This window comes from Micromonospora sp. C81 (genome assembly GCF_018070425.1).
Taxonomy (GTDB): Bacteria; Actinomycetota; Actinomycetes; order Mycobacteriales; family Micromonosporaceae; genus Micromonospora; species Micromonospora zamorensis.
The window spans coordinates 65,058-89,732 of the sequence record NZ_JAGPXS010000005.1 but is presented as its reverse complement, the minus strand read 5'-3'; the positions used below and the strand labels follow the sequence as shown (position 1 = coordinate 89,732).

25 protein-coding genes are annotated in these 24,675 nt (G+C 71.2%); 13 read left to right on the top strand and 12 right to left on the bottom strand.

The features are described 5' to 3' along the window. Positions 1–50: 50 nt before the first annotated feature. Entirely contained in the window at positions 51–1,004 is a 954-nt protein-coding gene (locus KBX46_RS11295; RefSeq protein ID WP_308159464.1) for a YafY family protein, read from the bottom strand. 121 nt (positions 1,005–1,125) lie between these two features. On the opposite strand from KBX46_RS11295, the gene KBX46_RS11290 reads away from it, so the two are divergent. The 4 genes from KBX46_RS11290 (at position 1,126) to KBX46_RS11275 (ending at position 3,863) form a co-directional block, all read left to right on the top strand. Beyond that, positions 1,126–1,533, top strand: coding sequence for a VOC family protein (locus KBX46_RS11290; protein ID WP_088951289.1), 408 nt, complete (start codon positions 1,126–1,128; stop codon positions 1,531–1,533). Positions 1,534–1,554: 21 nt separating this feature from the next. Continuing rightward, complete coding sequence (locus KBX46_RS11285) at positions 1,555–2,208, top strand: TetR/AcrR family transcriptional regulator (RefSeq protein ID WP_210792464.1); 654 nt, start codon at positions 1,555–1,557, stop codon at positions 2,206–2,208. A gap of 139 nt (positions 2,209–2,347) precedes the next feature. After that, positions 2,348–3,196: an MBL fold metallo-hydrolase gene (locus tag KBX46_RS11280; protein WP_210792463.1), complete on the top strand. Its 849-nt coding sequence runs from the start codon at positions 2,348–2,350 to the stop codon at positions 3,194–3,196. Beyond that, on the top strand, positions 3,189–3,863 hold the full coding sequence (locus KBX46_RS11275; protein WP_308159462.1) for a CGNR zinc finger domain-containing protein: 675 nt from the start codon (positions 3,189–3,191) through the stop codon (positions 3,861–3,863). Before KBX46_RS11280 ends, KBX46_RS11275 begins: the two co-directional genes overlap by 8 nt. A 9-nt stretch (positions 3,864–3,872) precedes the next feature. Here the strand turns inward: KBX46_RS11275 and KBX46_RS11270 are convergent, their stop codons facing one another. Continuing rightward, the gene (locus tag KBX46_RS11270; protein ID WP_210792462.1) at positions 3,873–4,730 is read right to left on the bottom strand and encodes a zf-HC2 domain-containing protein; all 858 of its coding nucleotides are present in this window, start codon (positions 4,728–4,730) and stop codon (positions 3,873–3,875) included. Positions 4,731–4,802: 72 nt separating this feature from the next. On the opposite strand from KBX46_RS11270, the gene KBX46_RS11265 reads away from it, so the two are divergent. The 7 genes from KBX46_RS11265 to KBX46_RS11235 all read left to right on the top strand — a co-directional run bounded on the left by KBX46_RS11265 (position 4,803) and on the right by KBX46_RS11235 (position 14,400). Next, the gene (locus KBX46_RS11265) at positions 4,803–5,843 is read left to right on the top strand and encodes a TRM11 family methyltransferase (protein ID WP_088951294.1); all 1,041 of its coding nucleotides are present in this window, start codon (positions 4,803–4,805) and stop codon (positions 5,841–5,843) included. Positions 5,844–6,259: 416 nt separating this feature from the next. Continuing rightward, entirely contained in the window at positions 6,260–6,349 is a 90-nt protein-coding gene (kdpF, locus tag KBX46_RS11260) for a K(+)-transporting ATPase subunit F (protein ID WP_036390805.1), read from the top strand. Continuing rightward, on the top strand, positions 6,349–8,004 hold the full coding sequence (kdpA, locus tag KBX46_RS11255) for a potassium-transporting ATPase subunit KdpA (protein ID WP_210792461.1): 1,656 nt from the start codon (positions 6,349–6,351) through the stop codon (positions 8,002–8,004). The genes kdpF and kdpA overlap by 1 nt, the downstream gene beginning before the upstream one ends. Before the next feature lie 20 nt (positions 8,005–8,024). Further along, positions 8,025–10,220: a potassium-transporting ATPase subunit KdpB gene (gene kdpB, locus KBX46_RS11250; protein ID WP_210792460.1), complete on the top strand. Its 2,196-nt coding sequence runs from the start codon at positions 8,025–8,027 to the stop codon at positions 10,218–10,220. Next, positions 10,220–11,101 carry a potassium-transporting ATPase subunit C gene (locus KBX46_RS11245; RefSeq protein ID WP_210792459.1) on the top strand — a complete coding sequence of 294 codons (882 nt, stop codon included), beginning with the start codon at positions 10,220–10,222 and terminating at the stop codon, positions 11,099–11,101. The genes kdpB and KBX46_RS11245 overlap by 1 nt, the downstream gene beginning before the upstream one ends. A gap of 72 nt (positions 11,102–11,173) precedes the next feature. After that, complete coding sequence (locus tag KBX46_RS11240; protein WP_210792458.1) at positions 11,174–13,723, top strand: DUF4118 domain-containing protein; 2,550 nt, start codon at positions 11,174–11,176, stop codon at positions 13,721–13,723. Next, positions 13,720–14,400, top strand: a complete 681-nt coding sequence (locus KBX46_RS11235) for a response regulator (RefSeq protein ID WP_088951300.1) — start codon at positions 13,720–13,722, stop codon at positions 14,398–14,400. Before KBX46_RS11240 ends, KBX46_RS11235 begins: the two co-directional genes overlap by 4 nt. Here the strand turns inward: KBX46_RS11235 and KBX46_RS11230 are convergent. Together KBX46_RS11230 and KBX46_RS11225 are read right to left on the bottom strand one after the other, a co-directional pair. Continuing rightward, entirely contained in the window at positions 14,388–14,744 is a 357-nt protein-coding gene (locus KBX46_RS11230; RefSeq protein ID WP_210792457.1) for an SAV_915 family protein, read from the bottom strand. The two genes, KBX46_RS11235 and KBX46_RS11230, sit on opposite strands and share 13 nt — an antisense overlap. A 47-nt stretch (positions 14,745–14,791) precedes the next feature. Beyond that, the gene (locus KBX46_RS11225; RefSeq protein WP_210792456.1) at positions 14,792–15,124 is read right to left on the bottom strand and encodes a hypothetical protein; all 333 of its coding nucleotides are present in this window, start codon (positions 15,122–15,124) and stop codon (positions 14,792–14,794) included. A gap of 164 nt (positions 15,125–15,288) precedes the next feature. Between KBX46_RS11225 and KBX46_RS11220 the strand changes: the two genes are divergently transcribed. Beyond that, on the top strand, positions 15,289–16,041 hold the full coding sequence (locus KBX46_RS11220) for a dienelactone hydrolase family protein (protein WP_210792455.1): 753 nt from the start codon (positions 15,289–15,291) through the stop codon (positions 16,039–16,041). Positions 16,042–16,059: 18 nt separating this feature from the next. On the opposite strand, the gene KBX46_RS11215 is transcribed toward KBX46_RS11220, so the two are convergent. The 8 genes from KBX46_RS11215 to KBX46_RS11180 form a co-directional block, all read right to left on the bottom strand. Beyond that, the gene (locus KBX46_RS11215) at positions 16,060–17,163 is read right to left on the bottom strand and encodes an L-dopachrome tautomerase-related protein (protein ID WP_210792454.1); all 1,104 of its coding nucleotides are present in this window, start codon (positions 17,161–17,163) and stop codon (positions 16,060–16,062) included. A gap of 117 nt (positions 17,164–17,280) precedes the next feature. After that, entirely contained in the window at positions 17,281–18,162 is an 882-nt protein-coding gene (locus KBX46_RS11210; RefSeq protein ID WP_210792453.1) for an SMP-30/gluconolactonase/LRE family protein, read from the bottom strand. A gap of 20 nt (positions 18,163–18,182) precedes the next feature. Beyond that, positions 18,183–19,124 carry a sugar kinase gene (locus KBX46_RS11205; RefSeq protein WP_210792452.1) on the bottom strand — a complete coding sequence of 314 codons (942 nt, stop codon included), beginning with the start codon at positions 19,122–19,124 and terminating at the stop codon, positions 18,183–18,185. Next, positions 19,121–19,741 (bottom strand): bifunctional 4-hydroxy-2-oxoglutarate aldolase/2-dehydro-3-deoxy-phosphogluconate aldolase, encoded by a 621-nt coding sequence (locus tag KBX46_RS11200; RefSeq protein WP_210792451.1) that lies wholly within the window; start codon positions 19,739–19,741, stop codon positions 19,121–19,123. Before KBX46_RS11200 ends, KBX46_RS11205 begins: the two co-directional genes overlap by 4 nt. An 11-nt stretch (positions 19,742–19,752) precedes the next feature. Next, positions 19,753–20,592 (bottom strand): hypothetical protein, encoded by an 840-nt coding sequence (locus tag KBX46_RS11195; RefSeq protein ID WP_210792450.1) that lies wholly within the window; start codon positions 20,590–20,592, stop codon positions 19,753–19,755. Then, complete coding sequence (gene dgoD, locus KBX46_RS11190) at positions 20,586–21,731, bottom strand: galactonate dehydratase (protein ID WP_210792449.1); 1,146 nt, start codon at positions 21,729–21,731, stop codon at positions 20,586–20,588. Before dgoD ends, KBX46_RS11195 begins: the two co-directional genes overlap by 7 nt. Continuing rightward, positions 21,728–22,438, bottom strand: coding sequence for a FadR/GntR family transcriptional regulator (locus KBX46_RS11185; protein WP_210792448.1), 711 nt, complete (start codon positions 22,436–22,438; stop codon positions 21,728–21,730). Before KBX46_RS11185 ends, dgoD begins: the two co-directional genes overlap by 4 nt. A gap of 35 nt (positions 22,439–22,473) precedes the next feature. Further along, complete coding sequence (locus KBX46_RS11180) at positions 22,474–23,232, bottom strand: SDR family oxidoreductase (protein ID WP_308159458.1); 759 nt, start codon at positions 23,230–23,232, stop codon at positions 22,474–22,476. Between the two features lie 147 nt (positions 23,233–23,379). Here KBX46_RS11180 and KBX46_RS11175 point away from each other — a divergent pair, with 147 nt between their 5' ends. Then, on the top strand, positions 23,380–24,675 hold the full coding sequence (locus tag KBX46_RS11175) for an ABC transporter substrate-binding protein (protein ID WP_210792447.1): 1,296 nt from the start codon (positions 23,380–23,382) through the stop codon (positions 24,673–24,675).

Below are 24,675 nucleotides of genomic sequence, written 5' to 3'. Positions count from 1 at the left end.
TCCGCAGCCCGCCAGCGCCACGTGCCGGGCGTACGCCTCGCGACTGCCCGCTACGACGGCGACTCACGTCGTCCGCATGCCGTCAACCGCTCAGCGAGTGCGGCGACACGATCGCGGAGTTCGTCCGGGCGTTCGATGACGAACGGCAGGTCGAGCGCGGCGAGCACACCGGGTAACCAGTCGAGACTCTCTGCCCGGATCTCCACGTCCTGCCAGCCTTCGTCCGCACCCTCTCGCACCTCGGCGATGCTGGCCGGTAGCTGCCTGCGGATCTGCTCCTGTGTTCCTTGTATCCGTAGCGACACCGCATGTTGGTACGGCGCCTGTGCCATCGAGGCGAGGAGGTGCCCTGCCGGATCGTTCCCGGCGGGCGGCTCGAACGAGCCGGGCAGCGTTCTCGCGTCCGCGATGCGGTCGAGCCGAAGGGTCCGATCCTCACCGATATCCGGATCGGCCCCGATGACATACCACCGGCCCGCATGGTTGACCAGCCCGAACGGATGCAGGGCGCGGACGCTACGCCTGCCGTTGCGCGAGGTGTACTGGAGTGAGATCGGCCGGTGCTGGCGGACCGCCTCGGCGACGGTGAGTAGTACATCTGCCTGCGGCGCAGGGAAGTCGTCGGGTTCGGTGGTGAAGGCTAAGGACTGGAGTACGGCGTCCAGCCGGTCCGCGATCCGCGACGGCAGGACGCGCCGGATTTTCGCGGCGGCAGTCTCACCCGCCGTACCTGTAGCCGTCGCCAGCCCGGCACGGCGGCCGGCAACCAGGCCGAGCAGGACGGCCAAGGCTTCGTCGTCGCTGAACATCAGCGGCGGCAGACGATAGCCGGCGGCGAGCCGATACCCGCCGTACCGACCGCGCACCGACTCCACTGGCACGTCGAGGTCGACCAGGTGACTCACGTAGCGCCGCACCGTGCGCGGTTCGACACCGAGGCGCTCGGCAAGCTCGGCCATTGTCCGGACGCCGCCGGACTGCAAGAGCCCCAGCAGTGCGAGCACCTGGGCTGTCGGTCGTGCCATGGTCTGAACCTAATCCGAATACTGGACCAGATCTGTCCGGTATTCAGGTTAGCGTCCTGACGACAGACCGGTCCCGACCGTACTGAGCAGGGAGAAGACAGTGGATTTTGTCTCGATCCGCATCATCACTGGTGACATCAACCGCCTGGTCGGCTTCTACGAGAAGATCACCGGCGTGCAGGCGGCCTGGGGCAACGAGGACTTCGCCGAGTTGCGCACTGCCCACGGCACGCTGGCGATTGGCAGTACCCGCACGGTCCCACTGTTCGCGCCAGGGTCGGCCCGCCCGGCCGACAACCACACCGTGATCATCGAGTTCCTCGTGGCAGACGTGGACGCGCTTTACGAGAAGCTGAAGAACGTGGTGGAGGACTTCGTGAACGAGCCCACGACCATGCCCTGGGGTAACCGAGCCCTGCTCTTCCGCGACCCCGACGGCAACCTGGTCAACTTCTTCACCCCGGTCGTCGACCGGGTGCAGCGAGCGCGAACGGCGGCCGATCGGTGAGCTGCCGATAGGGTCGGGCAGATGAGTGTCGAGACGGCTCCGCGCCGCCGCCGTTTGGAGCCGGACGCCCGGCGGGGGCAGATCCTGGCGTGTGCGGTCCGGCTGTTCGGCGAACGCCCGTACGCGGACGTGTCGACCACCGACATCGCCCGGGAGGCCGGTGTCGCTCGCGGCCTGGTCAACCACTACTTCGGTGCCAAGAAGGGCCTCTACCTGGAGGTCGTCCGGGTCATGGTGACCATCCCGGAGGTCGCCGTGGAGCGCCTGCCCAAGGGGGACCTGCGGACCCGGGTCGACGCCAGCGTCACCTGGTTCCTCGACGTGGTGTCCCGGCACAGCACCTCCTGGCTCGCCGCCGTCACCGCCCGGGGGATGGGCGGCGACGCCGACGTCGAGCGGGTGCTCGCCGAGGCCGAGGAGGTCGCCGCGGACCGGATGCTCGTCGCCGTCGGTCTGGCTGGCCAGGCCGCGCACCACGAGGAGCTTCGCGGCATGGTACGGGCGTACTGCGGGTTGGCGACGTCGACCGCCCGGGAGTGGCTGCAGCGTGGCGCGCTGACCCGCGCACAGGTGCACCTGCTGCTCACCACCACCCTGCTGACCATCGTCGAACAGGTCATCCCGCAGGTCATCGCCGATGACGGTCCGACCCGGTCGGCGGTGCCTTCCGCCTAGGACCTGACCCGGGTGGGTGACGCAGGCCATGGAAGCGATGGCGCGGTTGAAATAGGCATACGAGCTATGGTTATTTCACTGACCCAGGGGTACGCCAGTGCTTGCGGCACCTGGTTCGTCACATCACCGAGGGGGACGCATGAACCCATCCGCCCTGTCCTACGAGGTTTTCGTCTCGGATGGTCCGGTTCGAGCGGGTGACCAGCGCATGCCGGACGGCTCGCGGATCCACTGGAACCCGATCTCGTCCACGCTGATCTTCGGGACCGAGGAGGCGCTCCTCGTGGATCCTCCGTTCACTCACGAGCAGATCGCGACGGTGGGTGACTGGATCGCACAGTCGGGCAAACGGCTGACCTACATCTACGCCACTCACGGGCACGGCGACCACTGGTTCGGCGCAGGTGAGCTGGTCAAGCGCTTCCCCGGGGCCGTCACCTACGCGACGCCCGGCACCATCGACGTCATGCGCCAGCAGGCCACCGTCGGGCGGAGCCAGCTGTTCGACCAGGTCTTCCCCGGCCTGATTCCGGAAACACCGGTCGACGCCGTGCCCGTGCCTGCCGAAGGATTCCTGCTCGAGGGCAACCTCATCCAGCCGGTCGAGACCGGGCACACCGACACCGACCAGACGACAGTCCTGCACGTCCCGTCGATCGGCCTCGTGGTTGCCGGTGACGTCGTCTACAACGGGGTTCACCAGTACATCGTGGAGACAGTCGACGGTGGCCTGCGGGAATGGCTCAAGGCTCTCGATCGCGTCGAGGCACTCGCGCCCCGCGCGGTCGTCGCCGGCCACAAGAACCGGGACCGCCCGGACGACCCGGCCAGCATCGATCAGACCCGGAACTACCTGCTGAACGTGGAGCGGCTGCTGGCCGAGAAGCCGACCGCCCGAGAGTTCTTCGACGAGATGGTGCGGCTCTACCCAGACTGGGTGAATCCGGGACCGGCGTGGTACGGGGCGCTCGCCCTGCTCGGTGAGTGAGCTGATGGTGCCCTCGGTTCCCGACCGCGCGGCAGGTGTGGTGGTCGCGGCGTGGATCGCCACCGCCAGATACGACCTGGACCAGGCCCCAGGCGGCCTCGGGCTCGTCCAGGATCTGCTCAACACGATCTCGGCCGGCATGCCACGGCAGGCCGATCTCCTTGACGACCTGACCAGTGCCACCGAGTGGGCACAGCAGGCCGTCGCCCAGTGGTCGGCGGCCACCGGGCGGCCGGCACCCGACGTCACGCTTGACGCCGCGGGCCTCCGGGCGCTGCGGATCTTCCGCGAGGAACTGCGGGACGAGATCGACGCCAGACTCCACGTCCCGGCGGAACCTGGGCAACCCGGCACCGGGGCGTCGGACCGTGCACCGACCGGGTCCCGGACCAGCGGCGCCACCCTTCGGCTCGATCGGAACGGATCCGTCCACCTCGACCCGGCCGGGGTCGGAGCCGATCTGCTGATCTCGCTCGTTCTCGCCGCCCTGTTCGAGGCGCAACTCGCCGACGTCGGGCGGCGGATCAAGACCTGCCGCAACCCCCGCTGCCGGGTGGCGTTCTACGACCGCTCGCGCAACAACAGCGGGGTGTGGCACTCCGTGCGTGTCTGCGGGCACCCGACCAACCTGCGCGCCCACCGCGCACGCCAGCGGCAAGCGGATTGACCTGGCCGGTCAGGCGGCGCGGCGTTCGTCGGCCTGGCCGCTGCGCGCGGGTCGGCCGGTACGCGCTGCCGGGGCGGCGTAACGGTCGGCGGCCTGCGCCGGGTACGACTCGGCGCGGACCACCCGCAGCGGCCGGTCCACCTCGTCGGCGCCGAACCGCCAGCGCGACGGCGCCGGTTGCCGCTGCGGCGCGGGCCCACCGGGGCGCAGATTGGGCCGGGACAGCAGCACGGTGATCAGGTAGCCGACCACCAGGAAGCCGTGGCTGACCAGCCGCTCACCGCCCACCGAGCCGGTGGCCAGGTCGTTGACCGAGAGCAGCAGCAAGGTGCCGACGAACGCGCTGAGCATCGGCAGCAGCCCGGCCGGCGGGCTGCGACGCACCGCCACGAAGAGGAAGCCGGCGCCCACCGCGACGTTCCAGGCGGCTGACTCGTGCCACAGGTGCTGACCGGTGGGGTGCAGGTGATCGGCGGCGGCGCCCCGGCCCACCTGGGCCAGCCCGAGCACCAACTGCACCGCGCCGAGTAGCCCGAGCGCCGCGCGCAGCCCTGCGACCAGCTTGCCGCGCCCGAACGCCGCGCGCAGCCCGCCGACCGGCCGACCGCCCGCGACCAACCCGCCTCGCCGCCACCACGGCCGGCGGGCCGGTGCCGCCGCGACGGCGGCCAGAATCGCCTCGGTCCGGTCGGGCACGTCGGTGACCAGACGGGTACGAACCCGACGGGTCACCGCAGCCGCCGCCGTGAACCAGGCCCGACAATCGGCACACCCGTCGAGGTGCCCCTGCACCGCCGTCAGTTCGGCGGCGGTCTCCTCCCCGTCCAACTGCGCGGACAGGACCTCCCGCCACTGCTCACACCCCATGTACCGGTAGTCGCTCCGGGGGCCGCTCCGGTTCCCGGTGACCGGGGCCTGTTGTGGAATACTCGCCCGATCATGACGCGTTACGGCCTGCTGATCCTGCCCGCCACCAACCGGGTGTACGCCCGCTCCGCCATCGACCTCACCCGGGCCGAGCTGGAGATCTTCGGTCTCTCGGCCCTCGACGGCCAGATCGGCGAGTTGGACACCGAGGTGGTCGGTGGGGCCTCCTACGTCACCTTCACCGGTGACGGGTTGACCGAGCGGGACCTGACCGTCCTGGGCAATCTCTCCGCCGGGTACGCGCTGTTCGAGATCGTCGGTGAGCTGCTGCGCCCGATCGAGTGGAGCCGGCTGGACCGCTACGACGACGACCTGCTCACCATCCAGAAGTACCCGGGCAAGACCAACGAGCAGTTCACCAAGCTGCTGCTCAACGTCACCCTGCTCGCCTCGGACTGGGCCACCGAGATGACCAGCCGGCGGTTCCGGGTGCTCGACCCGCTCTGCGGCCGGGGCACCACACTCAACCAGGCGCTGATGTATGGCTTCGACGCCGCCGGGATCGAGCGCGACCAGAAGGACGTCGAGGCGTACCGGGCGTTCATCACCACCTGGCTGAAGCAGAAGCGGGTCAAGCACCGGGTGCTGGAGTCGGGGCCGGTGCGGCGGGAGCGCAAGGTGGTCGGCCGGCGGGTGCGGATCGAGCTGGCTCCGACCCGTGAGGAGCACAAGGCCGGTCAGACCCAACTCCTGGACGTGGTCAACGCCGACACCGCCCGCTCGGCGGAGTTCTTCCGCCCGGAGACCGTCGACCTGGTCGTCGCCGACGCGCCCTACGGCGTGCAGCACGGCAGCCGTACGGCCGAGAAGGGCTTGACCCGTGATCCGCTGGCGTTGCTCGCGGACGCCGCGCCGGTCTGGGCGCGGTTGCTGCGTCCCGGCGGTGCGCTCGGAATCTCCTGGAACACCCACGTGGCCAGTCGCGAGGACGCGGCGGCGGCGTTGGCCGACGCCGGGCTGACCGTGGTCGACGCCGAGCCCTACCGCGCGCTGCGGCACCGGGTCGACCAGTCGATCATGCGCGACGTGCTGGTGGCTCGCCGCCCGGCCTGACCCGGCCCACTGCCCGCGCCACCCATCCGGGTCGCGCGTGGTCTCTCGTCCGTCCTTTGCTCTGCAGCCGCGGAGGCGACACTCACGCTCTGTTGCTGGTGCCTCCGCGGGTGCAGAGCAAAGGGGGCGGACAACAGGTCTTGACCTCGCGGACGGTCCAGGGCCTGTGCCGCATTTCACCTGTTCAGTGCACGGGTGTGAAAACCACGTCAAGAAAAGGTTCGGCTCCGTCATGGTCGCGTTATGACCCCTGCCGACCGGTGGGTGGTGGGGCTTTGATTGCCCGGCGCGACCGGAAGGCGGTCGCGACGAACCTTTCCGGTATGAGGAGTCAGCGTGTCTGACGTGGTGTTCGTGGTCCTGACGGTGGTGCTGTTCGCAGTGCTCGCCCTGGTGGTCCGGGCGGTGGAGAAGCTGTGAACGCGGTCAACGCCGTCGGTCTGGTGCTCGCGATCGTCCTGGGCGCGTTCCTGGTGTTCGCCCTGCTGTTTCCGGAGCGCTTCTGATGACCATGACAACAGCGGGCGTCATCTTCATCGTGACGCTGGTGGCGGCCCTCGTCGCCGTCTACAAGCCGTTCGGTGACTACATGTTCCGGGCGGTCGCCGGGACGAAGCAGTCGCGGGTCGAGCGGGGCATCTTCCGGCTGGTCGGGGTCAACCCCGCCGCCGAGCAGACCTGGGGGGTGTACGCCCGCAGCGTGCTGGCGTTCTCCGCGGTCTCGATCCTGTTCCTGTACCTGTTCCAGCGGGTGCAGAACCACCTGTGGCTGTCCCTGGGCTTCGACCCGGTGGTGCCGCACGGCGCCTGGAACACGGCCGTGTCGTTCGTGACCAACACGAACTGGCAGTCGTACTCGGGTGAGTCGACCATGGGTCACCTGGTGCAGATGGCCGGCCTGGCGGTGCAGAACTTCACCTCCGCGGCGGTCGGTGTCGCGGTGGCGGTCGCCCTGGTACGCGGCTTCGCCCGTAGCCGGACCGGGCAGCTCGGCAACTTCTGGGTCGACCTGACCCGGATCGTGCTGCGGATCCTGCTGCCGATCGCCGTGCTCGGCGCCATCGCGCTGATGATCGGCGGCGTGGTGCAGAACCTCTCCGGCGGCACCGACGTGAGCACGCTGACCGGCGGCACCCAGACCATCACCGGTGGTCCGGTCGCCAGCCAGGAAGTGATCAAGGAGCTGGGCACCAACGGCGGTGGCTTCTACAACGTCAACAGCGCGCACCCGTTCGAGAACCCCACCAGCTGGACGAACTGGCTGGAGATCTTCCTGATCTTCCTGATCCCGTTCAGCCTGCCCCGGGTCTTCGGCCGGATGGTCGGGCAGAACCGGCAGGGCTACGCCATCGCCGCGGTGATGGGCATTCTGGCGGTCGCCAGCGTCGTCATCACCAACATCTTCGAGCTGACCGGCCACGGCACGGTGCCGCAGGCGGTCGGCGCTGCCCTGGAGGGCAAGGAGGTGCGGTTCGACGTCTCGAACTCGGCCACCTTCGCCGCCGCCACGACGCTGACCTCGACCGGTGCGGTGAACTCGTTCCACGACTCGTTCACCTCGCTCGGCGGCATGATGACGATGGTCAACATGATGCTCGGCGAGGTCGCGCCGGGCGGCACCGGCTCCGGGCTGTACGGCCTGCTCATCCTCGCGGTGATCACGGTCTTCGTGGCGGGCCTGATGGTGGGCCGGACCCCGGAGTACCTGGGCAAGAAGATCAGCTCGCGGGAAATCAAGTTCGCCTCGCTCTACTTCCTGATCACGCCGATCCTGGTGTTGACCGGTACGGCGGCCGCGTTCGCCACCGGCAACAACTCCACGGCGCTCAACGTCGGCCCGCACGGCCTCTCCGAGGTGCTGTACGCGTTCACCTCGGCCAGCAACAACAACGGCTCCGCCTTCGGCGGCATCACTGTCAACACCACCTGGTGGGACACCGCGCTCGGGTTGTGCATGCTGCTGGGCCGGTTCCTGCCGATCATCTTCGTGCTCGCGTTGGCCGGCTCGCTGGCCCGCCAGGCACCCACCCCCGCGTCCGAGGGCACCCTGCCGACCCACCGACCGCTGTTCATCGGCATGGTCGTCGGCGTCACCGTGGTCCTCGTCGCGCTGACCTTCCTGCCCGCGCTGGCGCTCGGCCCGCTGGCAGAGGGGCTCTGACCATCATGAGGAACGAGGACATGTCCATCACGTCCGCCCCGACAGAGCAACTCCCCGGCACGCCCGCCACCCAGGGCAACCGGATCGGCGGGGGCCTGCTCGACCCCAAGCAGCTCGTCCGGTCCCTCCCGGACGCCGTACGCAAGCTCAACCCGACCACGCTGTGGCGCAACCCGGTGATGCTGATCGTCGAGGTCGGCGCGGCCTTCACCACGGTCCTGGCGGTGATCGACCCGTCGGTGTTCGCCTGGGCGATCACCATCTGGCTGTGGCTGACCGTGGTCTTCGCCAACCTCGCCGAGGCGGTCGCCGAGGGCCGGGGCAAGGCCCAGGCCGCCGCGCTGCGGCAGGCCAAGCAGGACACCATCGCCACCCGGTTGATCGACTGGAAGCCCGGCGCGCGGGCCAACACCTACCGCGACGAGGCGGTGCCCGCGCCCGCGCTGCGTCAGGGCGACATCGTGCTCATCGAGGCGGGCGGCATCATCCCCGGTGACGGCGACATCGTCGAGGGCATCGCCAGCGTCGACGAGTCGGCAATCACCGGCGAGTCGGCCCCGGTCATCCGGGAGTCCGGTGGTGACCGCAGCGCGGTCACCGGTGGCACCAAGGTGCTCTCCGACCAGATCATCGTGAAGATCACCCAGAAGCCGGGGGAGAGCTTCATCGACCGGATGATCGCCCTGGTCGAGGGCGCCAACCGGCAGAAGACGCCGAACGAGATCGCGCTGAACATCCTGCTCGCCGCGCTCACGGTTATCTTCCTACTGGCCGTTGTCACCCTCCAGCCGCTGGCGATCTTCTCCAAGGCGTACCAGGCCGCCGCGCCGGACAGCGGGGCGATCACCGGTTCCGGTGTCACCGGGGTGGTGCTGGTCTCGCTGCTGGTCTGCCTGATCCCGACCACCATCGGCGCGCTGCTCTCCGCCATCGGCATCGCCGGCATGGACCGGCTGGTGCAGCGCAACGTCCTCGCCATGAGTGGCCGGGCCGTCGAGGCGGCCGGTGACGTCAACACACTGCTGCTGGACAAGACCGGCACCATCACGCTGGGCAACCGGCAGGCCGCCGAGTTCGTACCCGTCGAGGGCGTCACGGCCGCGACCGTGGCCGACGCCGCGCAGCTGTCCAGCCTGGCCGACGAGACCCCGGAAGGGCGCTCCGTCGTCGTACTGGCAAAGAACGAGTTCGGGCTGCGCGAGCGGGAGCCCGGCGTGATGCCGCACGCCACGTTCGTACCGTTCACGGCGCAGACCCGGATGAGCGGCGTCGACCTGACCCCGGACGCCAGCGTGGACGCCGGCGCGGTCGGCACGGCCCGCCGGGTCCGCAAGGGTGCCGCCGCCGCGGTGATGAAGTGGGTACGGGAGAACGGCGGTCACCCGACCGAACAGGTCGGCGAGATCGTGGACGCGATCAGCGGCACCGGCGGCACCCCGCTGGTGGTCGCCGAGCACGTCGACGGTGAACCCGCCCGCGCCCTGGGCGTCATCCACCTCAAGGACGTCGTCAAGTCCGGCATGCGTGAGCGGTTCGACGAGATGCGCCGGATGGGCATCCGGACGGTGATGATCACCGGTGACAACCCGCGCACCGCGAAGGCCATCGCCGACGAGGCCGGGGTGGACGACTTCCTGGCCGAGGCCACGCCGGAGGACAAGCTCGCGCTGATCAAGCGGGAGCAGGAGGGCGGCCGGCTGGTCGCGATGACCGGTGACGGCACCAACGACGCGCCGGCGCTCGCCCAGGCCGACGTCGGGGTGGCGATGAACACCGGTACGTCGGCCGCAAAGGAGGCCGGCAACATGGTCGACCTCGACTCCGACCCGACCAAACTGATCGAGATCGTGGAGATCGGCAAGCAGTTGCTGATCACCCGTGGCGCGCTGACCACGTTCAGCATCGCCAACGACATCGCGAAGTACTTCGCGATCATCCCGGCCATGTTCGCCGGCCTCTACCCGAGCCTGGACGCGCTGAACATCATGCGGCTGTCCAGCCCGGAGTCGGCGATCCTGTCCGCGGTCATCTTCAACGCCCTGGTGATCATCGCGCTGATCCCACTCGCCCTGCGGGGCGTGCGGTACCGGCCGGCCGCCGCGTCGAAGCTGCTCAGCCGCAACCTGCTGGTCTACGGGCTGGGCGGCATCATCGTGCCGTTCATCGGGATCAAACTCATCGACCTGCTCATCCAGTTCATCCCGGGGATTTCGTGATGCGCCTACCGACCTGGATCGCCCAACACCTCGCCGCGCTGCGCGCCGTACTCGTCTTCACGGTGCTGCTCGGCCTGGTCTACCCGCTGGCCCTGGTGGCGCTCGGTCAGCTGCCCGGCCTCAACCACAAGGCCGACGGCTCGCTGATCACCGTGGGCGGGGACACCGTCGGCAGCGCGCTAATCGGCCAGTCCTTCACCGACGCGGACGGCAACCCCGTCGCCCGTTATTTCCAGTCCCGCCCGTCCGCCGCTGGCGACGGCTACGACCCGACGTCCACCTCGGCCAGCAACCTGGGGCCGGAGAGCGTGGTCGACACCATCGCCACCGACCCGGAGGAGTCCAGCGAGAGCCTGCTCACCCAGGTGTGCGGGCGCAGCAAGTCCGTCGGTGAACTCAACGGCGTCGACGGCCGGCGCCCCTACTGCACAGACGACGGGGTGGGCGCCGTGCTCGCGGTCTTCCGCGCCGACGGTCTGACCGGCCCGGTCACCCGGGTGGTCAGCGTCAACCAGGCTGCCCCGGCCACCCCGTTCGTCACCGAGTACGAGGGTGTCGCTGTGGAGCCGGCCCAGCCCGGCGAGGACTACGTGGCCGCCGGCGGGGTGGTCACCCCGATCCGCGGCGACGCGCCCGCCGAGCCGGCAGTGCCCGCCGACGCGGTCACCGCCAGCGGCAGCGGTCTCGACCCGCAGATCAGCCCGGCGTACGCCGAGTTGCAGGTGAACCGGGTCGCGCGCGAGCGCGGCGCGGACCCGGCGGCGGTCCGCAAGCTGGTCAAGGAGCACACCGACGGGCGCGGGCTCGGCTTCATGGGCGAGCCCGGGGTCAACGTGTTGGAGCTCAACATCGCCCTCGACAAGCAGTTCGCCGCACGCTGAGCACACTCTGGGCGGGGCCGTGCCAACCGGGCACGGCCCCGCCCGCCGATCTGACCAGGGAGGATGGTCCCCGTGCCACGCGGAGAACTGCGCATCTATCTCGGGGCCGCCCCCGGCGTCGGTAAGACGTACGCCATGTTGGAGGAGGCCCAGCGGCGGGCAGCGCGCGGCACCGACGTGGTGATCGGCTTCGTGGAGACCCACGGTCGCCAGCACACCGCCGCGATGCTCGCCGACCTGGAACAGGTGCCCCGCCGCACGATGGAGTACCGGGGCGTCGAGTTCACCGAGATGGACCTCGACGCGGTGCTGGCCCGCCGGCCGGAGATCGCAGTGGTCGACGAGTTGGCGCACAGCAACGTGCCCGGTTCCCGGCACGACAAGCGCTGGCAGGACATCCAGGAGCTGCTCGACGCGGGGATCGACGTGCTGTCCACGGTCAACGTGCAGCACCTGGAGTCGGTCAACGACGTCGTCGCGCAAATCACCGGCACCACCCAGCGGGAGACCGTGCCGGACGAGATCGTCCGCGCCGCCGAGCAGGTCGAGCTGGTCGACATGACCCCCGAGGCGCTGCGTCGGCGGATGGCGCACGGCAACATCTACCGACCCGACAAGATCGACGCCGCGCTGGGCAACTACTTCCGGGTCGGCAACCTCACCGCGCTGCGCGAACTGGCGCTGATCTGGCTGGCCGACAAGGTCGACGAGCAGCTCGACCGCTACCGCAGCCAGCAGGGCATCGCCGCCACCTGGGAGGCCCGGGAACGGGTCGTGGTGGCACTGACCGGTGGCCCGGAGGGTGAGACGCTGATCCGGCGGGCGGCCCGGGTCGCGGCCCGCAGCAAGGGCGCCGACCTGCTCGCCGTGCACGTGGCCCGCAGTGACGGCCTGGCCGGCGCCGACCCGGCCCAACTGGCCCGTCAGCGGGTGCTCGTGGAGAGTCTGGGCGGCACGTACCACCAGGTGCTCGGCACCGACGTGCCGGCCGCGCTGCTGGACTTCGCCCAGGGCGTGAACGCCACCCAGCTGGTGCTCGGCGCCAGCCGGCGGGGTCGCCTCGCGCAGATCTTCGCCCGGGGCGTCGGGGTGACCACCACAGCGCTCTCCGGGTCGATCGACGTGCACCTGGTCACCCACAAGCAGGCTGGCAAGGGCCGTCGAGCCATGGCCGTGCCGGCGGCGCTGTCCCGGCGTCGACGGCTGCTCGGCTTCGGTCTGGCCGCGCTGGGGATGCCGCTGCTCACCCTGCTGCTGAGGACACTGCCCGACCTGACGCTGACCAACGACATCCTGCTGTTCCTCGCCGGGGTCGTCGGTGTCGCGCTGGTCGGTGGGGTGTGGCCGGCCCTGGTCGCCGCGCTCGGCGGCTCGCTGCTGCTCAACTGGTTCTTCACACCGCCCTACCGCACGTTGACCATCGCCGAGGCCGACAACCTGCTCGCCCTGGCCGTCTTCGTCGCCGTGGCGCTTGCGGTGAGCTGGGTCGTCGACGTGGCCGCCCGGCGCACCCGGGAGGCCGCCCGCGCCGCCGCCGACGCGCAGACCCTCGCCGCCCTCGCCGGTGGCGTGCTGCGCGGCGAACGCCCACTTCCCGCACTGCTGGAACAGCTCCGGGAAACCTTCGGGCTGCGCGCCGTGAGCGTCCTGGAGCTGGCCGAGGACGCCAGCGGGCGCCCCGAACGGGCCCGCGAGGAGCACGCCTGGTGTGTCGTGGCCAGCGTCGGCGAGAGCCCGCCCTGCACACCCGAAGGCGGTGAGACGACGGTGCCGGTCGACGACCGGATCACCGTCGTGCTCTGTGGCCGACGGTTGGAGGCCGCCGACCGGCGCATCGTCGAGGCGTTCGCCGCCCAGGCGGCCGTCGCGCTGCGCCAGGAACGGCTCGCCGAGGAGGCCGCCACCGCCCGGCCGCTGGCCGCCGCGGACCGGATGCGCACCGCGCTGCTCGCCGCGGTCAGCCACGACCTGCGTACGCCGCTGGCGTCGGCGAAGGCGGCGGTGACCAGCCTGCGCAGCCACGACATCGAGTTCGACGAGTCCGACCGTGAGGAGTTGCTGGAGACCGCCGAGGAGTCGCTGGACCGGCTCGCCCGGCTGGTCGGCAACCTGCTGGACATGAGCCGGCTCCAGGCCGGCGTCCTCGGCATCACGGCCACGGCGATCGGCCTGGAGGACGCCGTACCCCTGGCGTTGGACGAACTTGGCCCGGCGGCCGCGACGGTCGGCACGGACATCCCGGCCGACCTGCCGGCCGCCACCGCCGACCCGGGCCTGCTGGAACGGGTGCTGGTCAACATCGTCGCCAACGCGCTGCGCTACAGCCCACCGGACCAGCCGCCCACGATCACCGCCAGCGCGCACGCCGGCCAGGTGGAGCTGCGGGTGATCGACCGGGGGCCGGGCATCCCGGAGGACCAGTGGGAGCACGTCTTCCTGCCGTTCCAACGCCTCGGCGACCGGGACAACCAGACCGGTGTCGGTCTCGGGCTTGCCCTGTCCCGGGGGTTGGCCGAGGCGATGGGTGGCAGCATCACCCCGGAGACCACGCCCGGCGGTGGGCTCACCATGGTGCTGCGGTTGCCCGCCGCGCCGACCAGCTCGGAGGGGTCGCAGGAATGACGCGCATCCTGGTCGTCGACGACGAACCGCAGATCCTGCGCGCCCTGCGGATCAACCTGCGGGCCCGCCGGTACGACGTGGACGTCGCCGCGACCGGCGCCGCCGCGTTGAAGGCCGCCGCCAGCCACCCGCCCGACCTGGTGGTGCTGGATCTTGGTCTGCCCGACATCGACGGGGTGGAGGTGATCCGCGGCCTGCGCGGATGGACCGCCGTGCCGATCATCGTGCTCTCCGGCCGGGCCGGCAGCGAGGACAAGGTCGCGGCGCTCGACGCCGGCGCCGACGACTACGTCACGAAGCCGTTCGGGGTGGAGGAGCTGCTGGCCCGCATCCGTGCCGTCACCCGTCGTCTCGGCGGGCCCAGCGAGGCGGTGCCGGCGTTGCGGATCGGCCAGCACACCGTCGACCTGGCCGACCACAGTGTGCGGCGCGACGACGGCACCGAGGTCAAGTTGACCCCGATCCAGTGGAGCGTGCTGGAGAAGCTGCTGCGTCACCCCGGCAAGCTGGTCAGTCAGCGTCAGCTCCTCCAGGACGTGTGGGGGCCGGAATACCAGAACGAGACCAACTACCTGCGTCAGTACCTGGCCCAGCTGCGGCGCAAGCTGGAGGACGACCCGGCCCGCCCCCGCCACCTCATCACCGAGCCGGGAATGGGCTACCGCTACCGCCCCTGACCCCGGTGACACGCACCTGTGGACATCGCGTACGCCGGCGGGGTGACCACCCGGACACCGATCGGACGGGCGGCGGTCTTCGGATCCAGCGGCGGCGCCACCAGCAGCGGGTCGACCTGGATCACGTCGATACCGAGAGGGCGCAGCATGCCGCGCAGCGCGGACTCGCACAACTCCTCCCACTGCTGGTCGGCACCCATTGCGGTGACCAGCAGCTCGGGGCGGGTGAAGGCGATGCCCACCCGTTGCCCCTGTGGCGAACAGCCGGTCCGCACCGTCCGCACCCCCAGCCGCCCCGGCAGATCGCGCACCGGAACGGCGTAAATTATCGGGGCCTCGTCCATGGTCGGGTTGGTCCTTTCCGAAAGGAAGCGGTCGTCGGCGGGGCGGCTCACGCGGCGGACACCGCCCACGCCGGGGCGTCCTTCCCGGTACGCGGGTCGGCCGGCGTGGTCAGGTCGAGCGCGCGGAGGATGTAGTTGGCCACGGCGACCTCCACCCCGGCACGGCGGCGCAGGTCGGCCACGGCGCGGTGCAGCACCGTCATGCTGTCGGCGGAGAGCCGCACCACGGCGTCGACGTCGGCGGCGATCCACCACGCGTCGACGGCGCAGGGCTCGTGCCGCAGGTACTCCACCAGGTGACTGCCGGGCGCGGACGGGCCGAGCCGGACGCTGACCAGCGCCTCGTGCCGCCGTACCGGCTCTTCCGTGCTGGTCGTCATGGACCCATCGTCACCACCCGACGGCGGTGGAGCGCCCGTCGATACGCGCTTTCGACGGGTCACCGCCAATTCTTGACGCCGCGTTCACGCGCCTGCCAGGCCGCCTCACGGACACGGCGAGTAACGTTCCGGACGGACCAAGATCGGCGTACGAGGAGGCTCCTGTGCAGACGACGGTGGACATCCCGACCAGTGACGGAGTGGCGGACGCGTCCCTCATCCGGCCCGACGGGGACGGCCCGTTCCCGGCGGTCCTGCTCTTCATGGATGCCTTCGGGCCGCGTCCGCGCCTGGTGGAGATGGCGGAGCGGATCGCCGAGCGCGGCTACCTGGTGCTGACGCCCCACCTGTTCTACCGGGGCGGCCGGGCACCAATGTTCGACCTGTCCCGGCTCGGTGAGGCCGACCAGCGCGGTGCGCTCTTCGCGAAGATCGCGCCGCTGGCCCAGGCGCTGACCCCCGAGGCGATCAGCCGGGACACCGCCGCGTACCTCGACTTCCTGGCCGCCCGCGACGACGTCCGGCCGGGCCCGGTCGCGATCACCGGCTACTGCCTGGGCGGCACCAACGCGCTGCGGGCCATCGAGGCGCACCCCGACCGCATCGCGGCCGTCGCCAGCTTCCACGGCGGGCACCTCGTCACGGACGCGCCGGACAGCCCGCACCGGGGCGTCGGCTCGATCACCGGCGAGGTGTACTTCGGGCACGCCGACGCCGACCAGTCGATGACGCCCGAGCAGATCGCCACGCTGGAGCAGGCGCTCGACGCCGCCGGCGTGCGCTACCGCTCCGAGGTGTACGAGGGTGCCCACCACGGCTTCACCATGGCCGACACCCCGATGTACGACGAGAAGGCCACCGAGCGTCACTGGGCCGCCCTGTTCGACCTCCTGGACCGCGCCCTGCCTACGAGCTGACGAGCCCGCCGGCCCGGATCAGCGGCGCAGCAGCACCGGGCCGGCGTCGATGCGGGTGCGGAACAGCGCGTACGGCTTGCGCCGGAGGTCCTGGCCCCGCTGGTACTGCGGCTGGCGGTGCAGTTGGTTGGCGGTGACGTAGAGGTACCCGTCGGTTGCCACCGACATGGTGTCCGGCCAGAGCAGCCGCGGATCGTGGACCAGGGTCTCGTACTCGCCGTCGGGCAGTCGACGCAGCACCGCGTTGTGCTCGTACGAGGTCAGGTAGAGCCGCCCCGCGTCGTCGCTCTCCAACCCGTCCGAGGCGGTGCCCCGGTCGCCCTCGTCGACGACTGTCTCCGCGACCGCCTCCTGGGTGACGCCCGGGTCGGCCAGCGCCTCGGTGGACACGCTGTGCAGGCGCCGGGATGCCAACGGGCAGTAGTAGAGCCGGGTGCCGTCGGCGGAGATGGCGATGCCGTCGGAGCCCATGCTCACCGGCTTCGGTGGGCCGTCCGCCGGGCGTTCGAGGAACGGTCGGCCCTCGACCACCGGGCGGAACGACGTCAGCGGCTCCGCCTTGGTGGACGGGTGGTCGTGCAGCCGTCGCCAGGACGCACCGCTGGCCAGGTCCACCACGATGATCCCGTTCGGGCCGGAGTCCGCCGAGTCGGTGATGTACGCGATCCCAGCCTCGCCCCGCCGCAGGTCGAAGCGGACGTCGTTGAGGTACGTCGTCGGCAGCGCCACGTCCGTCGGGAAGGTGATCACCTGGGCCACCGTGTCGGTGTCCAGGTCGACGCGGACCAGCTTCGGGCCGCCCGGTTTCGTGGGCTGGAACATCGGGCTGCCGGTGTCCAGCACCCAGAGCCGGTCGGCCGGGTCGACCACGATGCTCTGCACCGACACGAACGCGCCCGCGTCGTCGTCGCCGGACGGGTCGTTCCACTGCTGGTCGGGGTAGGGCACCTCCTGGCCGTCGCGCAGCTCGGCGACCGTGGCCGGCACCTCGTCGCCCCACTTGGGGAAGTTGACGAAGATCCGGCCCTGGTGCGAGACGCTCACGCCGGTCGGCATGGGGCCGGTGAAGGTGTGCACCAGCTCCAACTCGCCGACCGGCTCGTCGCCGACCGGCCCGTTCACGACTCCCGCCCCATGGTGCTCATCGTCCCGCCCCCTGCCAGTCGGCCCGTTGTCCCGCTTCGGCGGGACTATTCCCGCCCCGGCGTCCGATATGCCTGCGGCCAGCTGTGCGTGCGGTCAGCTCGGGGGCGCGGTGGCGCCCGCAGCGGGCAGGCCAGGGACCTCGACGTCCACCGCGAGCAGCGCGCCGTCCGCCGGGCCGGCGGTGTCCAGCCCCACGCGGGCGGTGCCGACGAAGAGTCGGCGCAGGTCGGGGCCGCCCAGGCAGATGCCGGCCGGCTGCTTCGCCGGTAGCCGGATCTCCCGGTCGAGGGTGCCGTCGGGACGGTAGCGGCGTACCGCGGAACCGCCCCACAGTGCGATCCAAAGATGGCCGGCCGCGTCCACGGTCATGCCGTCCGGGCCACCGTCGGCGGAGGAGATCCGCAGGAACGGCTCCCGCCCGTGCAGGGCCCCGGTCTCCGGGTCGACGGTGAACCGGTCGATGGCGCCAAGCGGCGTGTCGGCCAGGTACATGGTGGTGCCGGCGGCGTCGAAGGCCGGCCCGTTCGGGATGGTCAGCCCGGTCACCGCGGGCACCGGCTCGCTGCCCGGGGTGAGGCGGAACAACGTGCCTCCGCCAGGCACCGCGGCGTACGACATGCTGCCGGCCCAGAAACGGCCGTGCGGGTCGGCGACCGCGTCGTTCATCCGGGTCGGCTCGGGTGCGTCACCGACCAGGTCGGCGACCGGTCGGGGGTCGCCGGCGGCGGTGAGCACTGTGATGCCGGTCCCGGCGGCGGCCAGCCAGTCGCCGGGTCGGCCGGTCACCGGGGCGACCGCGCCGAGCGGGACATCCAGGCGGCGCAGCTCCCGCAGCGGGGTCGGGGCGTCGCCGTCGGTCTCCAGCAGTCGCCCGGCCAGCAGGTCGACCAGGACCAGCCGGTCGTCGACCCAGCGCAGCCCCTCGCCGAGCTCCAACCGGTCGGTGCTCCAGATGGTCGGCTCGGTCAGCTCCATGGTGCTCCTCCAAAGGATCGTCAGCGGACGGTACCGCCGGGGCCATGGTCGAGCAGCGCCAGCTCGGCCCGGTCGGGCAGGCCCTCCCAGTCGCCCAGGGTGGCCACCGCGAACGCCCCGGTGGTGACCGCCCGGTCCAGCCGGCCCGGGACGTCGGCGCCGTCGAGCCAGCCGGAGAGCAAGCCGGCCACGAAGGCGTCGCCCGCGCCGACGGTGTCCACCACCGGCACCGTCCGGGCTGGACGGTGCACCACGCCGGTCGCGCTGTGGCTGGTCGCCCCGCTGGCACCGTGCTTGACCACGACCTCGGTGACGCCGGCCGAGAGCAGCGCCGGGACCGGGTCGGTCGCGTCGGTCAGCACCGCCAGCTCGTCGTCGGAGGCGACCACCAGGTCGATCGAGGGCAGCAGCGGGCGCAGCGCGGCGGCGGCCTCCGCGACCGACCAGAGCCGGTTGCGGTGGTTGACGTCCAGGCAGATCGTGCTGCCGGCGACGCGGGCGCGCCGGACGGCCTCCACCACGGCGCGGTACGGCTCGACGCCGAGCGCGCAGGTGATGCCGGTGACGTGCAGCAGCCGGGGTGAGGGCCCGGGCGCGTCGAAGGCCGGTGTCACGTCGACCGCGCGCAGCCGGGAGCCGGCGGAGCCGGTGCGGTGGTAGGTGACCCGGTTGATGTCGGCGACCCGGTTCTCGAAGAGGATCAGGCCGGTCGGAGCGGTCGGGTCGACCCGGGACCAGCGCAGGTCGACACCCTCGGCGCGCAGCGTACGGCGGACCAGTTCGCCGGCCTCGTCGGCGCCGGTGACCCCGATCCAGGCGGCCTGGTGGCCAAGCCGAGCCAACCCGATCGCCACCGTCGACTCGGAACCCGCGACGGAGATCCCGGCGGTGCCGCCCAGGCGCAGCGGCCCGGTGGTGCGGAAGGCCGCCATCGTCTCGCCGAGCGTGAGCAGGTCGGTCATCGCCGGACCGCCGCGAGGAAGGTCGCGGCGCGCTCGCGCAGCGCCGCCGGGTCGCCACCGCGAACGGCGTCACCGAGCAGCGGGGAGCCGACGCCGACCGCGACCGCGCCCCGGCCTAGGTACTGTCTCGCGCCGTCCGCGTCGACGCCACCGACCGGTACGAACGCGGTGCCGGGGAACGGGTCACGCAGCGCGCCGAGGTAGTCGGGCCCACCCAGGGAGGCCGGGAAGAGCTTGATCGCGGCGGCCCCGCCGCTGCTGGCCTGCACAACCTCGGTGGGGGTGAGCGCGCCGGCGAGCACCGGCAACCCGAGCCGGCCACCTTCGGCGAGGCTGGCGGCGATCGCCGGGGTGACCAGGAAGGCGGCGCCCGCGTCGGCCGCCGCGCGGGCGTCCTCGGCGCTGAGCACGGTGCCCGCGCCCAGGGCGTAGTCAGGCCCGAGGGCGGTCCGGGCACGTCGGATGACGTCCAGCGCGTCGGCGCTGGTGAGCGAGACCTCGACCAGTGCGACGCCGCTCTCGGCCAGGGTGAGCACGGCGGTCAGCGCCGCCGCCGGGTCGGGGCCGCGCACGATCGCCAGCAGCCGGTGGGTACGCAACTCGTCGAGCAGGTTCATCGCGGATGTCCTCAGGGGGTGCGGTGGGCGGAGATGGTGAGTCGCCAGGCGATTTCACCGGCGGCGGGAACCACTGCCGCGTCGGACGGGCCGGCGTCGGCCAGGTCGAAGGCGCCGCCGAGCATCGGTTCGACCCCGACGCTGCGGTAGGGGCCGTTTGCCGGCCAGCCGCCCAGGTTGCGCCAGAGCGCGGTGCTGCGGGGCTGGTCAACGCACTCCAGCTCCAGGGTCAGCCGGTCGGGGCCGTCGATCACCTGGACCCGGGGGCAGTCGAGCAGCACCGCGCCGAGCGCCGTCCCGTCGTCCGGGCCGAAGGTGTCCAGCGTCAGCCCGGCGGGGGCCGGCCACGCCCCGGTGAGCCACGGGGCGTTCGTGGGCCAGGTGCCCGGCGGCAGGAACGCGGCGGCCTCCGGATGCAGCCGGGTCGGCGTGCCGGCGGGTGCGTCGAGGCGGGCTGCGGGGGACAGGTCGAGCAGGGCGTGCGCGGCCCAGACGAACCGGTGACCGGGGTCGGCGGACAGTCGGTAGTCGGCCACCACCACGCCGCCTTCGTCGGTGATCCGGCGGCTCACTGTGAACGTCGGCCGCTGGATCACCAGGGTGTCGGGGTCGGCGCTGTGCCACGGCCGCGACCACACCTCGCCGTGGTCGGGTCGACCGCGCACTGTGGGCAGGCACTCCTCCAGGCCGCCGGCGTCGACGAACGCGTCGTCGGGGCGTACCTCGTGGCGGCCGGGCTCCGGGCCGCGCCACAGCCATTCCCGACCGCCGCCGTGCAGGCTGGTCCACCGGCCGCCGTGCGCCGCGTCGTACGCCACCCGCAGCGGCACCGGGGTCGCGCCGGTCACCATTCCGCGAACGACCCGTCGGCGTGCTGCCAGACCGGGTTACGCCAGGTGTGCGGGGTCTGCGCGGCCTTGCGGACCGCCGCCTCGTCCACAGTGATGCCCAGGCCGGGCCGGTCGAAGCGGGCGATGTGCCCGTCCACGAACCGGAACGGTTCCGGGTCGATCAGGTAGTCCAGCAACTCCGAGCCGGCGTTGTAGTGGATGCCGATGCTCTGCTCCTGGATCAGGAAGTTCGGCGTCGCGAAGGCCACCTGGAGGCTCGCCGCCAGGGAGATCGGGCCGAGCGGGCAGTGCGGGGCGAGCAACGCGCCGTACGTCTCGGCCAGCGCGGCGATCCGGCGGACCTCGGAGATCCCACCCGCGTGCGACAGGTCCGGCTGGACCACGGCGACTCCGGCCTGCAACGGGCCGAGGAACTCGGAGCGGCCGTAGAGCCGCTCACCGGTGGCCACCGGGATCGGTGTGCTGGCGACGATGTCGCGCAGGTGGTGGGCCTGGTCGGGCAGGACCGGCTCCTCCACGAAGAACGGGCGCAGGGAGACCAGCTCGGGCAGGATCCGGCGTACGGCGGCCATCCCGGCCCGGCCGTGGAAGTCCAGCGCGATGTCCCGGTCGGGGCCGAGCACCTCGCGGGCGGCGGCGACCCGGCCGACGATCGCGTCCACCTCGGCAGAGGTGGGGATGGGGGAGAGCCGCCCGCAGGCGTTCATCTTGACGCCGGTGAGGCCGGCGGCGACCTGCGCGGCGGCGGCGTCGGCCACCTCGTCCGGCTCGTCCCCGCCGATCCACGAGTAGATCCGCACCCGGTCGCGTACGGGCCCGCCGAGCAGCGCGTGCACCGGCGCGCCGTACGCCTGCCCGGCGATGTCCCAGAGTGCCTGGTCGAGGCCGGCGACGGCGCTGGAGAGGATCGGGCCGCCCCGGTAGAAGCCGCCCTTGGTGAGCACCTGCCAGTGCTGTTCGATGCGCAGTGGATCGGCGCCGATCAGGTGTTCGGCGAGCACCTCGACGGCGCTGCGTACCACTTCGGCGCGCCCCTCCACCACCGGTTCGCCCCACCCGACCAACCCGTCGTCGGTCTCCACCCGGCAGAACAGCCACCGTGGCGCGACCAGGAAGGTCTCGATCCGCTCGATCTTCACTGACTGCCCCTTCGTCCCCGTGCCTTCTCGACGTCGCGGACGGCCTTGTCCAGCAACTCACGCATGGCGGTCTCGGCCGCCGTCTCGTCCCGTTCGCGCAGCCCGTCGACGACCGCACGGTGACTGGGCACCGGGTCGTCGTGCGCGTCACCGCCGTGCACCAGCCGGTCCCGTTCGGCGAGCCCGGTCTCCATCACCACCTCCATCCGCTCCAACAGCTCGTTGTGGGTGGCGGCGAGCAGCGCGCGGTGGAAGGCGAGGTCGGCGGCGATGGCGGCGGCGGGATCACCGATGGCGTCGGTCATCTTGGCGAGTGCCTGGTCGAGGGCGGCCAGGTCGTCCTCGGTCGCACGGGTGGCGGCCAGTCGCGCGGCGGCGGGCTCGATGATGGCGCGTACCTCGTGCAGCTTTTCGAGCAGGCGCTCGTCTGGGCCCTCGGCGAACTGCCAGCGGATCACGTCACCGTCGAGCAGGTTCCAGTCCGCGCGGGGCCGCACGAAGGTGCCGCGCTTCTGCCGGGCGTCGACGATGCCCTTCGCGGAAAGGACCTTCAGCGCCTCGCGTAGCGCGGTCAGGCTGACGCCGAACTCCTCCTGCAACGCGACGATGTTCAGGGTCGCGCCGACGGCGATCTCGCCGGTGAGGATGCGACGGGCGATAGCTTCGACGGTTTGCCCGTGGACGCCGCGGCGTGCGTACTGTGCCAATGCTCCTGGCCTTTTCGCTGGTCGGTATCGATCTCTCAGGCCGAGGCTTTCACCGCTGTCCAGCCACCGTCCACCACGAGGCTCGCGCCGGTGATGTAGGCGGCGTCCGGTGAGGCGAGGAAGGCGACTGTCGAGGCCACCTCGTCGGGCGTGCCGAAGCGCTTCGCCACGGTTTCGGCGACGCTACGCTGCCGGTCCTCTTCGGACACGTCGGCCCAGGCGCCGGTGAGGATGGGCCCGGGCAGCACGGTGTTGACCCGCACCTGTGGGCCGTACTCCACGGCGAGTTGGCGGCCGAGCGCGACCAGGCCGCCCTTGGCCGCGGCGTACGCGGGTCGGCCGGGCAGCCCGACCAGCGCGTGCACCGAGGAGATCAGCACCACCGCGCCCGAGCGGGCCCGCAGGTCGTTCAGGCAGGCGCGGACGCCGAGGAACGAGCCGGTGAGGCTGACGCCGAGCTGGTCGTCCCAGGACTGCCGGCTGGTCTCGTGCGCCGGAGCGACCTGCACGGCGTACGCGGTGCTGACGAGGATGTCGATCGGGCCGAGGCTCGCTCGTGCCGCCGACACCGCAGCCGTCCAGTCGCTCTCCTCGCTGACACTGCCCATTACGGACAGTGCTCGGTGGCCGGCGGCGGTCAGCTCGTCGGCCAGCGGGGTCGGATCCTGGACGTCGAGCAGCGCGAGGGCCGCACCTTCGGCGGCGAGCCGCCGGGCGATGGCCGCACCGATCCCGCCCATAGCGCCAGTGACCAGCGCGTTCTTGCCTTCGAGCCGACGCATAGGCTGATCCACCTGACCCTCACCTTGATCTCATCTAATCATTAATTACGAAGATATCTTGACAGCCGGCGACGGCCGATGCAACCTTCTCGTCACAGCATTCACATGGACGACACACTGCGCAGTGACGCTGCGTGTCGTAGAGGAAGGGATACCTCCGTGAGCGACTTCGACCCCGGTCGCCGGCGATTCCTTGGTCACCTTGGGCTCGCCGGCATGGGCGCGCTCGGCGCCAGCTCGTTCCTCAGCGCGTGCGCCAGCTCCGCCAGCGGGCCGACGACGAGCAACGGCTCGGGCGCGGTCACCATCCAGTCCAACCTCTCCTCGCCGCAGGCCAAGGCCGCGATGGAGAAGCTGATCGAGAATTTCAACGCGCAGGGCAAGGGCACGGCGAGCCTCAACACGATCGCCTCGGAGACCTTCCGGACCCAGCTGCCGACGTACCTGACCTCGGCGAACCCGCCGGACCTCTACACCTGGTACGCGGGCTCGGTCGCCAACGACTACGCCAGCAAGAACCTGCTGCTGGACGTCTCCGACGTCTGGAAGTCGCTGGGCGACTACCCCCAGTCGCTGCGCACCCTCTCCACCGATGCCAGCGGCAAGCAGATCTTCGTGCCGATGAACAACTACTGGTGGGGCTTCTTCTACCGCAAGTCCAACTTCGCCAAGTGGGGCGTGCAGGAGCCGAAGACCTGGACCGACTTCCTGGCGCTGTGCGAGACGCTGAAGAGCAAGGGCATCCCGCCGATCGGCATCGGCCTCGGCGACACCCCATGGGTGGCCTCGGCCTGGTTCGACTACCTCAACATCCGGATCAACGGCGCGCCGTTCCACCGCGAGCTGCTCGCCGGCAAGCAGCGCTTCGACGACCCCAAGGTCAAGGCGGTCTTCACCCGCTGGCGCGAGGCCCTGCCCTACTTCGACCCCAAGGGCAAGGCGTACCCGTTCCAGGAGGCGACCACCGCGCTGCTGGCCGGCAAGACCGGCATGTTCCTGATCGGCACGTTCTTCGCCGACGCGGCACCGAAGGACGCCCTCGGTGACCTGGACTTCTTCCGGTTCCCGATCATCGACCCGGCGGTGCCGCTGGCCGAGGAGGCCCCGACGGACGGCTTCTTCGCCAGCGCGAAGACCGCCAACCCGACCGGCACCAGGGCCCTGCTCAGCTACCTCTCCGGGGTCGAGGCCCAGGAGGCGTACGTCAAGGCCAGCTCGGGCATCGTCCTGCCGGCCAACCCCAGGGCCAAGGCGTCCGACTCGCCGCTGGTGGTCAAGGGCAAGGCGATGCTCGACGAGGCCAAGGAGCTGACCCAGTTCTTCAACCGCGACTCCAGTGACGCACTCCAGCCGACCGCGGACACCGCGCTGACCAAGTTCATCGACAAGCCGGACCAGATCGACGCGATCCTGCGGGAGTGGCAGGCCGGCGCCGAGAAGGTCTTCAAGGGCTGA

Bases quoted from the DNA above. Each gene is read 5' to 3' on its own strand.
- KBX46_RS11280 (WP_210792463.1), top strand. From the start codon at position 2,348: ATGAACCCATCCGCCCTGTCCTACGAGGTTTTCGTCTCGGATGGTCCG.
- KBX46_RS11270 (WP_210792462.1), bottom strand. From the start codon at position 4,730: ATGGGGTGTGAGCAGTGGCGGGAGGTCCTGTCCGCGCAGTTGGACGGG.
- KBX46_RS11225 (WP_210792456.1), bottom strand. From the start codon at position 15,124: ATGACGACCAGCACGGAAGAGCCGGTACGGCGGCACGAGGCGCTGGTC.
- KBX46_RS11245 (WP_210792459.1), top strand. From the start codon at position 10,220: ATGCGCCTACCGACCTGGATCGCCCAACACCTCGCCGCGCTGCGCGCC.
- kdpA (WP_210792461.1), top strand. From the start codon at position 6,349: ATGACCATGACAACAGCGGGCGTCATCTTCATCGTGACGCTGGTGGCG.
- KBX46_RS11195 (WP_210792450.1), bottom strand. From the start codon at position 20,592: ATGGTGACCGGCGCGACCCCGGTGCCGCTGCGGGTGGCGTACGACGCG.
- KBX46_RS11200 (WP_210792451.1), bottom strand. From the start codon at position 19,741: ATGAACCTGCTCGACGAGTTGCGTACCCACCGGCTGCTGGCGATCGTG.
- KBX46_RS11210 (WP_210792453.1), bottom strand. From the start codon at position 18,162: ATGGAGCTGACCGAGCCGACCATCTGGAGCACCGACCGGTTGGAGCTC.
- KBX46_RS11205 (WP_210792452.1), bottom strand. From the start codon at position 19,124: ATGACCGACCTGCTCACGCTCGGCGAGACGATGGCGGCCTTCCGCACC.
- kdpB (WP_210792460.1), top strand. From the start codon at position 8,025: ATGTCCATCACGTCCGCCCCGACAGAGCAACTCCCCGGCACGCCCGCC.
- KBX46_RS11230 (WP_210792457.1), bottom strand. From the start codon at position 14,744: ATGGACGAGGCCCCGATAATTTACGCCGTTCCGGTGCGCGATCTGCCG.
- KBX46_RS11235 (WP_088951300.1), top strand. From the start codon at position 13,720: ATGACGCGCATCCTGGTCGTCGACGACGAACCGCAGATCCTGCGCGCC.
- KBX46_RS11265 (WP_088951294.1), top strand. From the start codon at position 4,803: ATGACGCGTTACGGCCTGCTGATCCTGCCCGCCACCAACCGGGTGTAC.
- KBX46_RS11285 (WP_210792464.1), top strand. From the start codon at position 1,555: ATGAGTGTCGAGACGGCTCCGCGCCGCCGCCGTTTGGAGCCGGACGCC.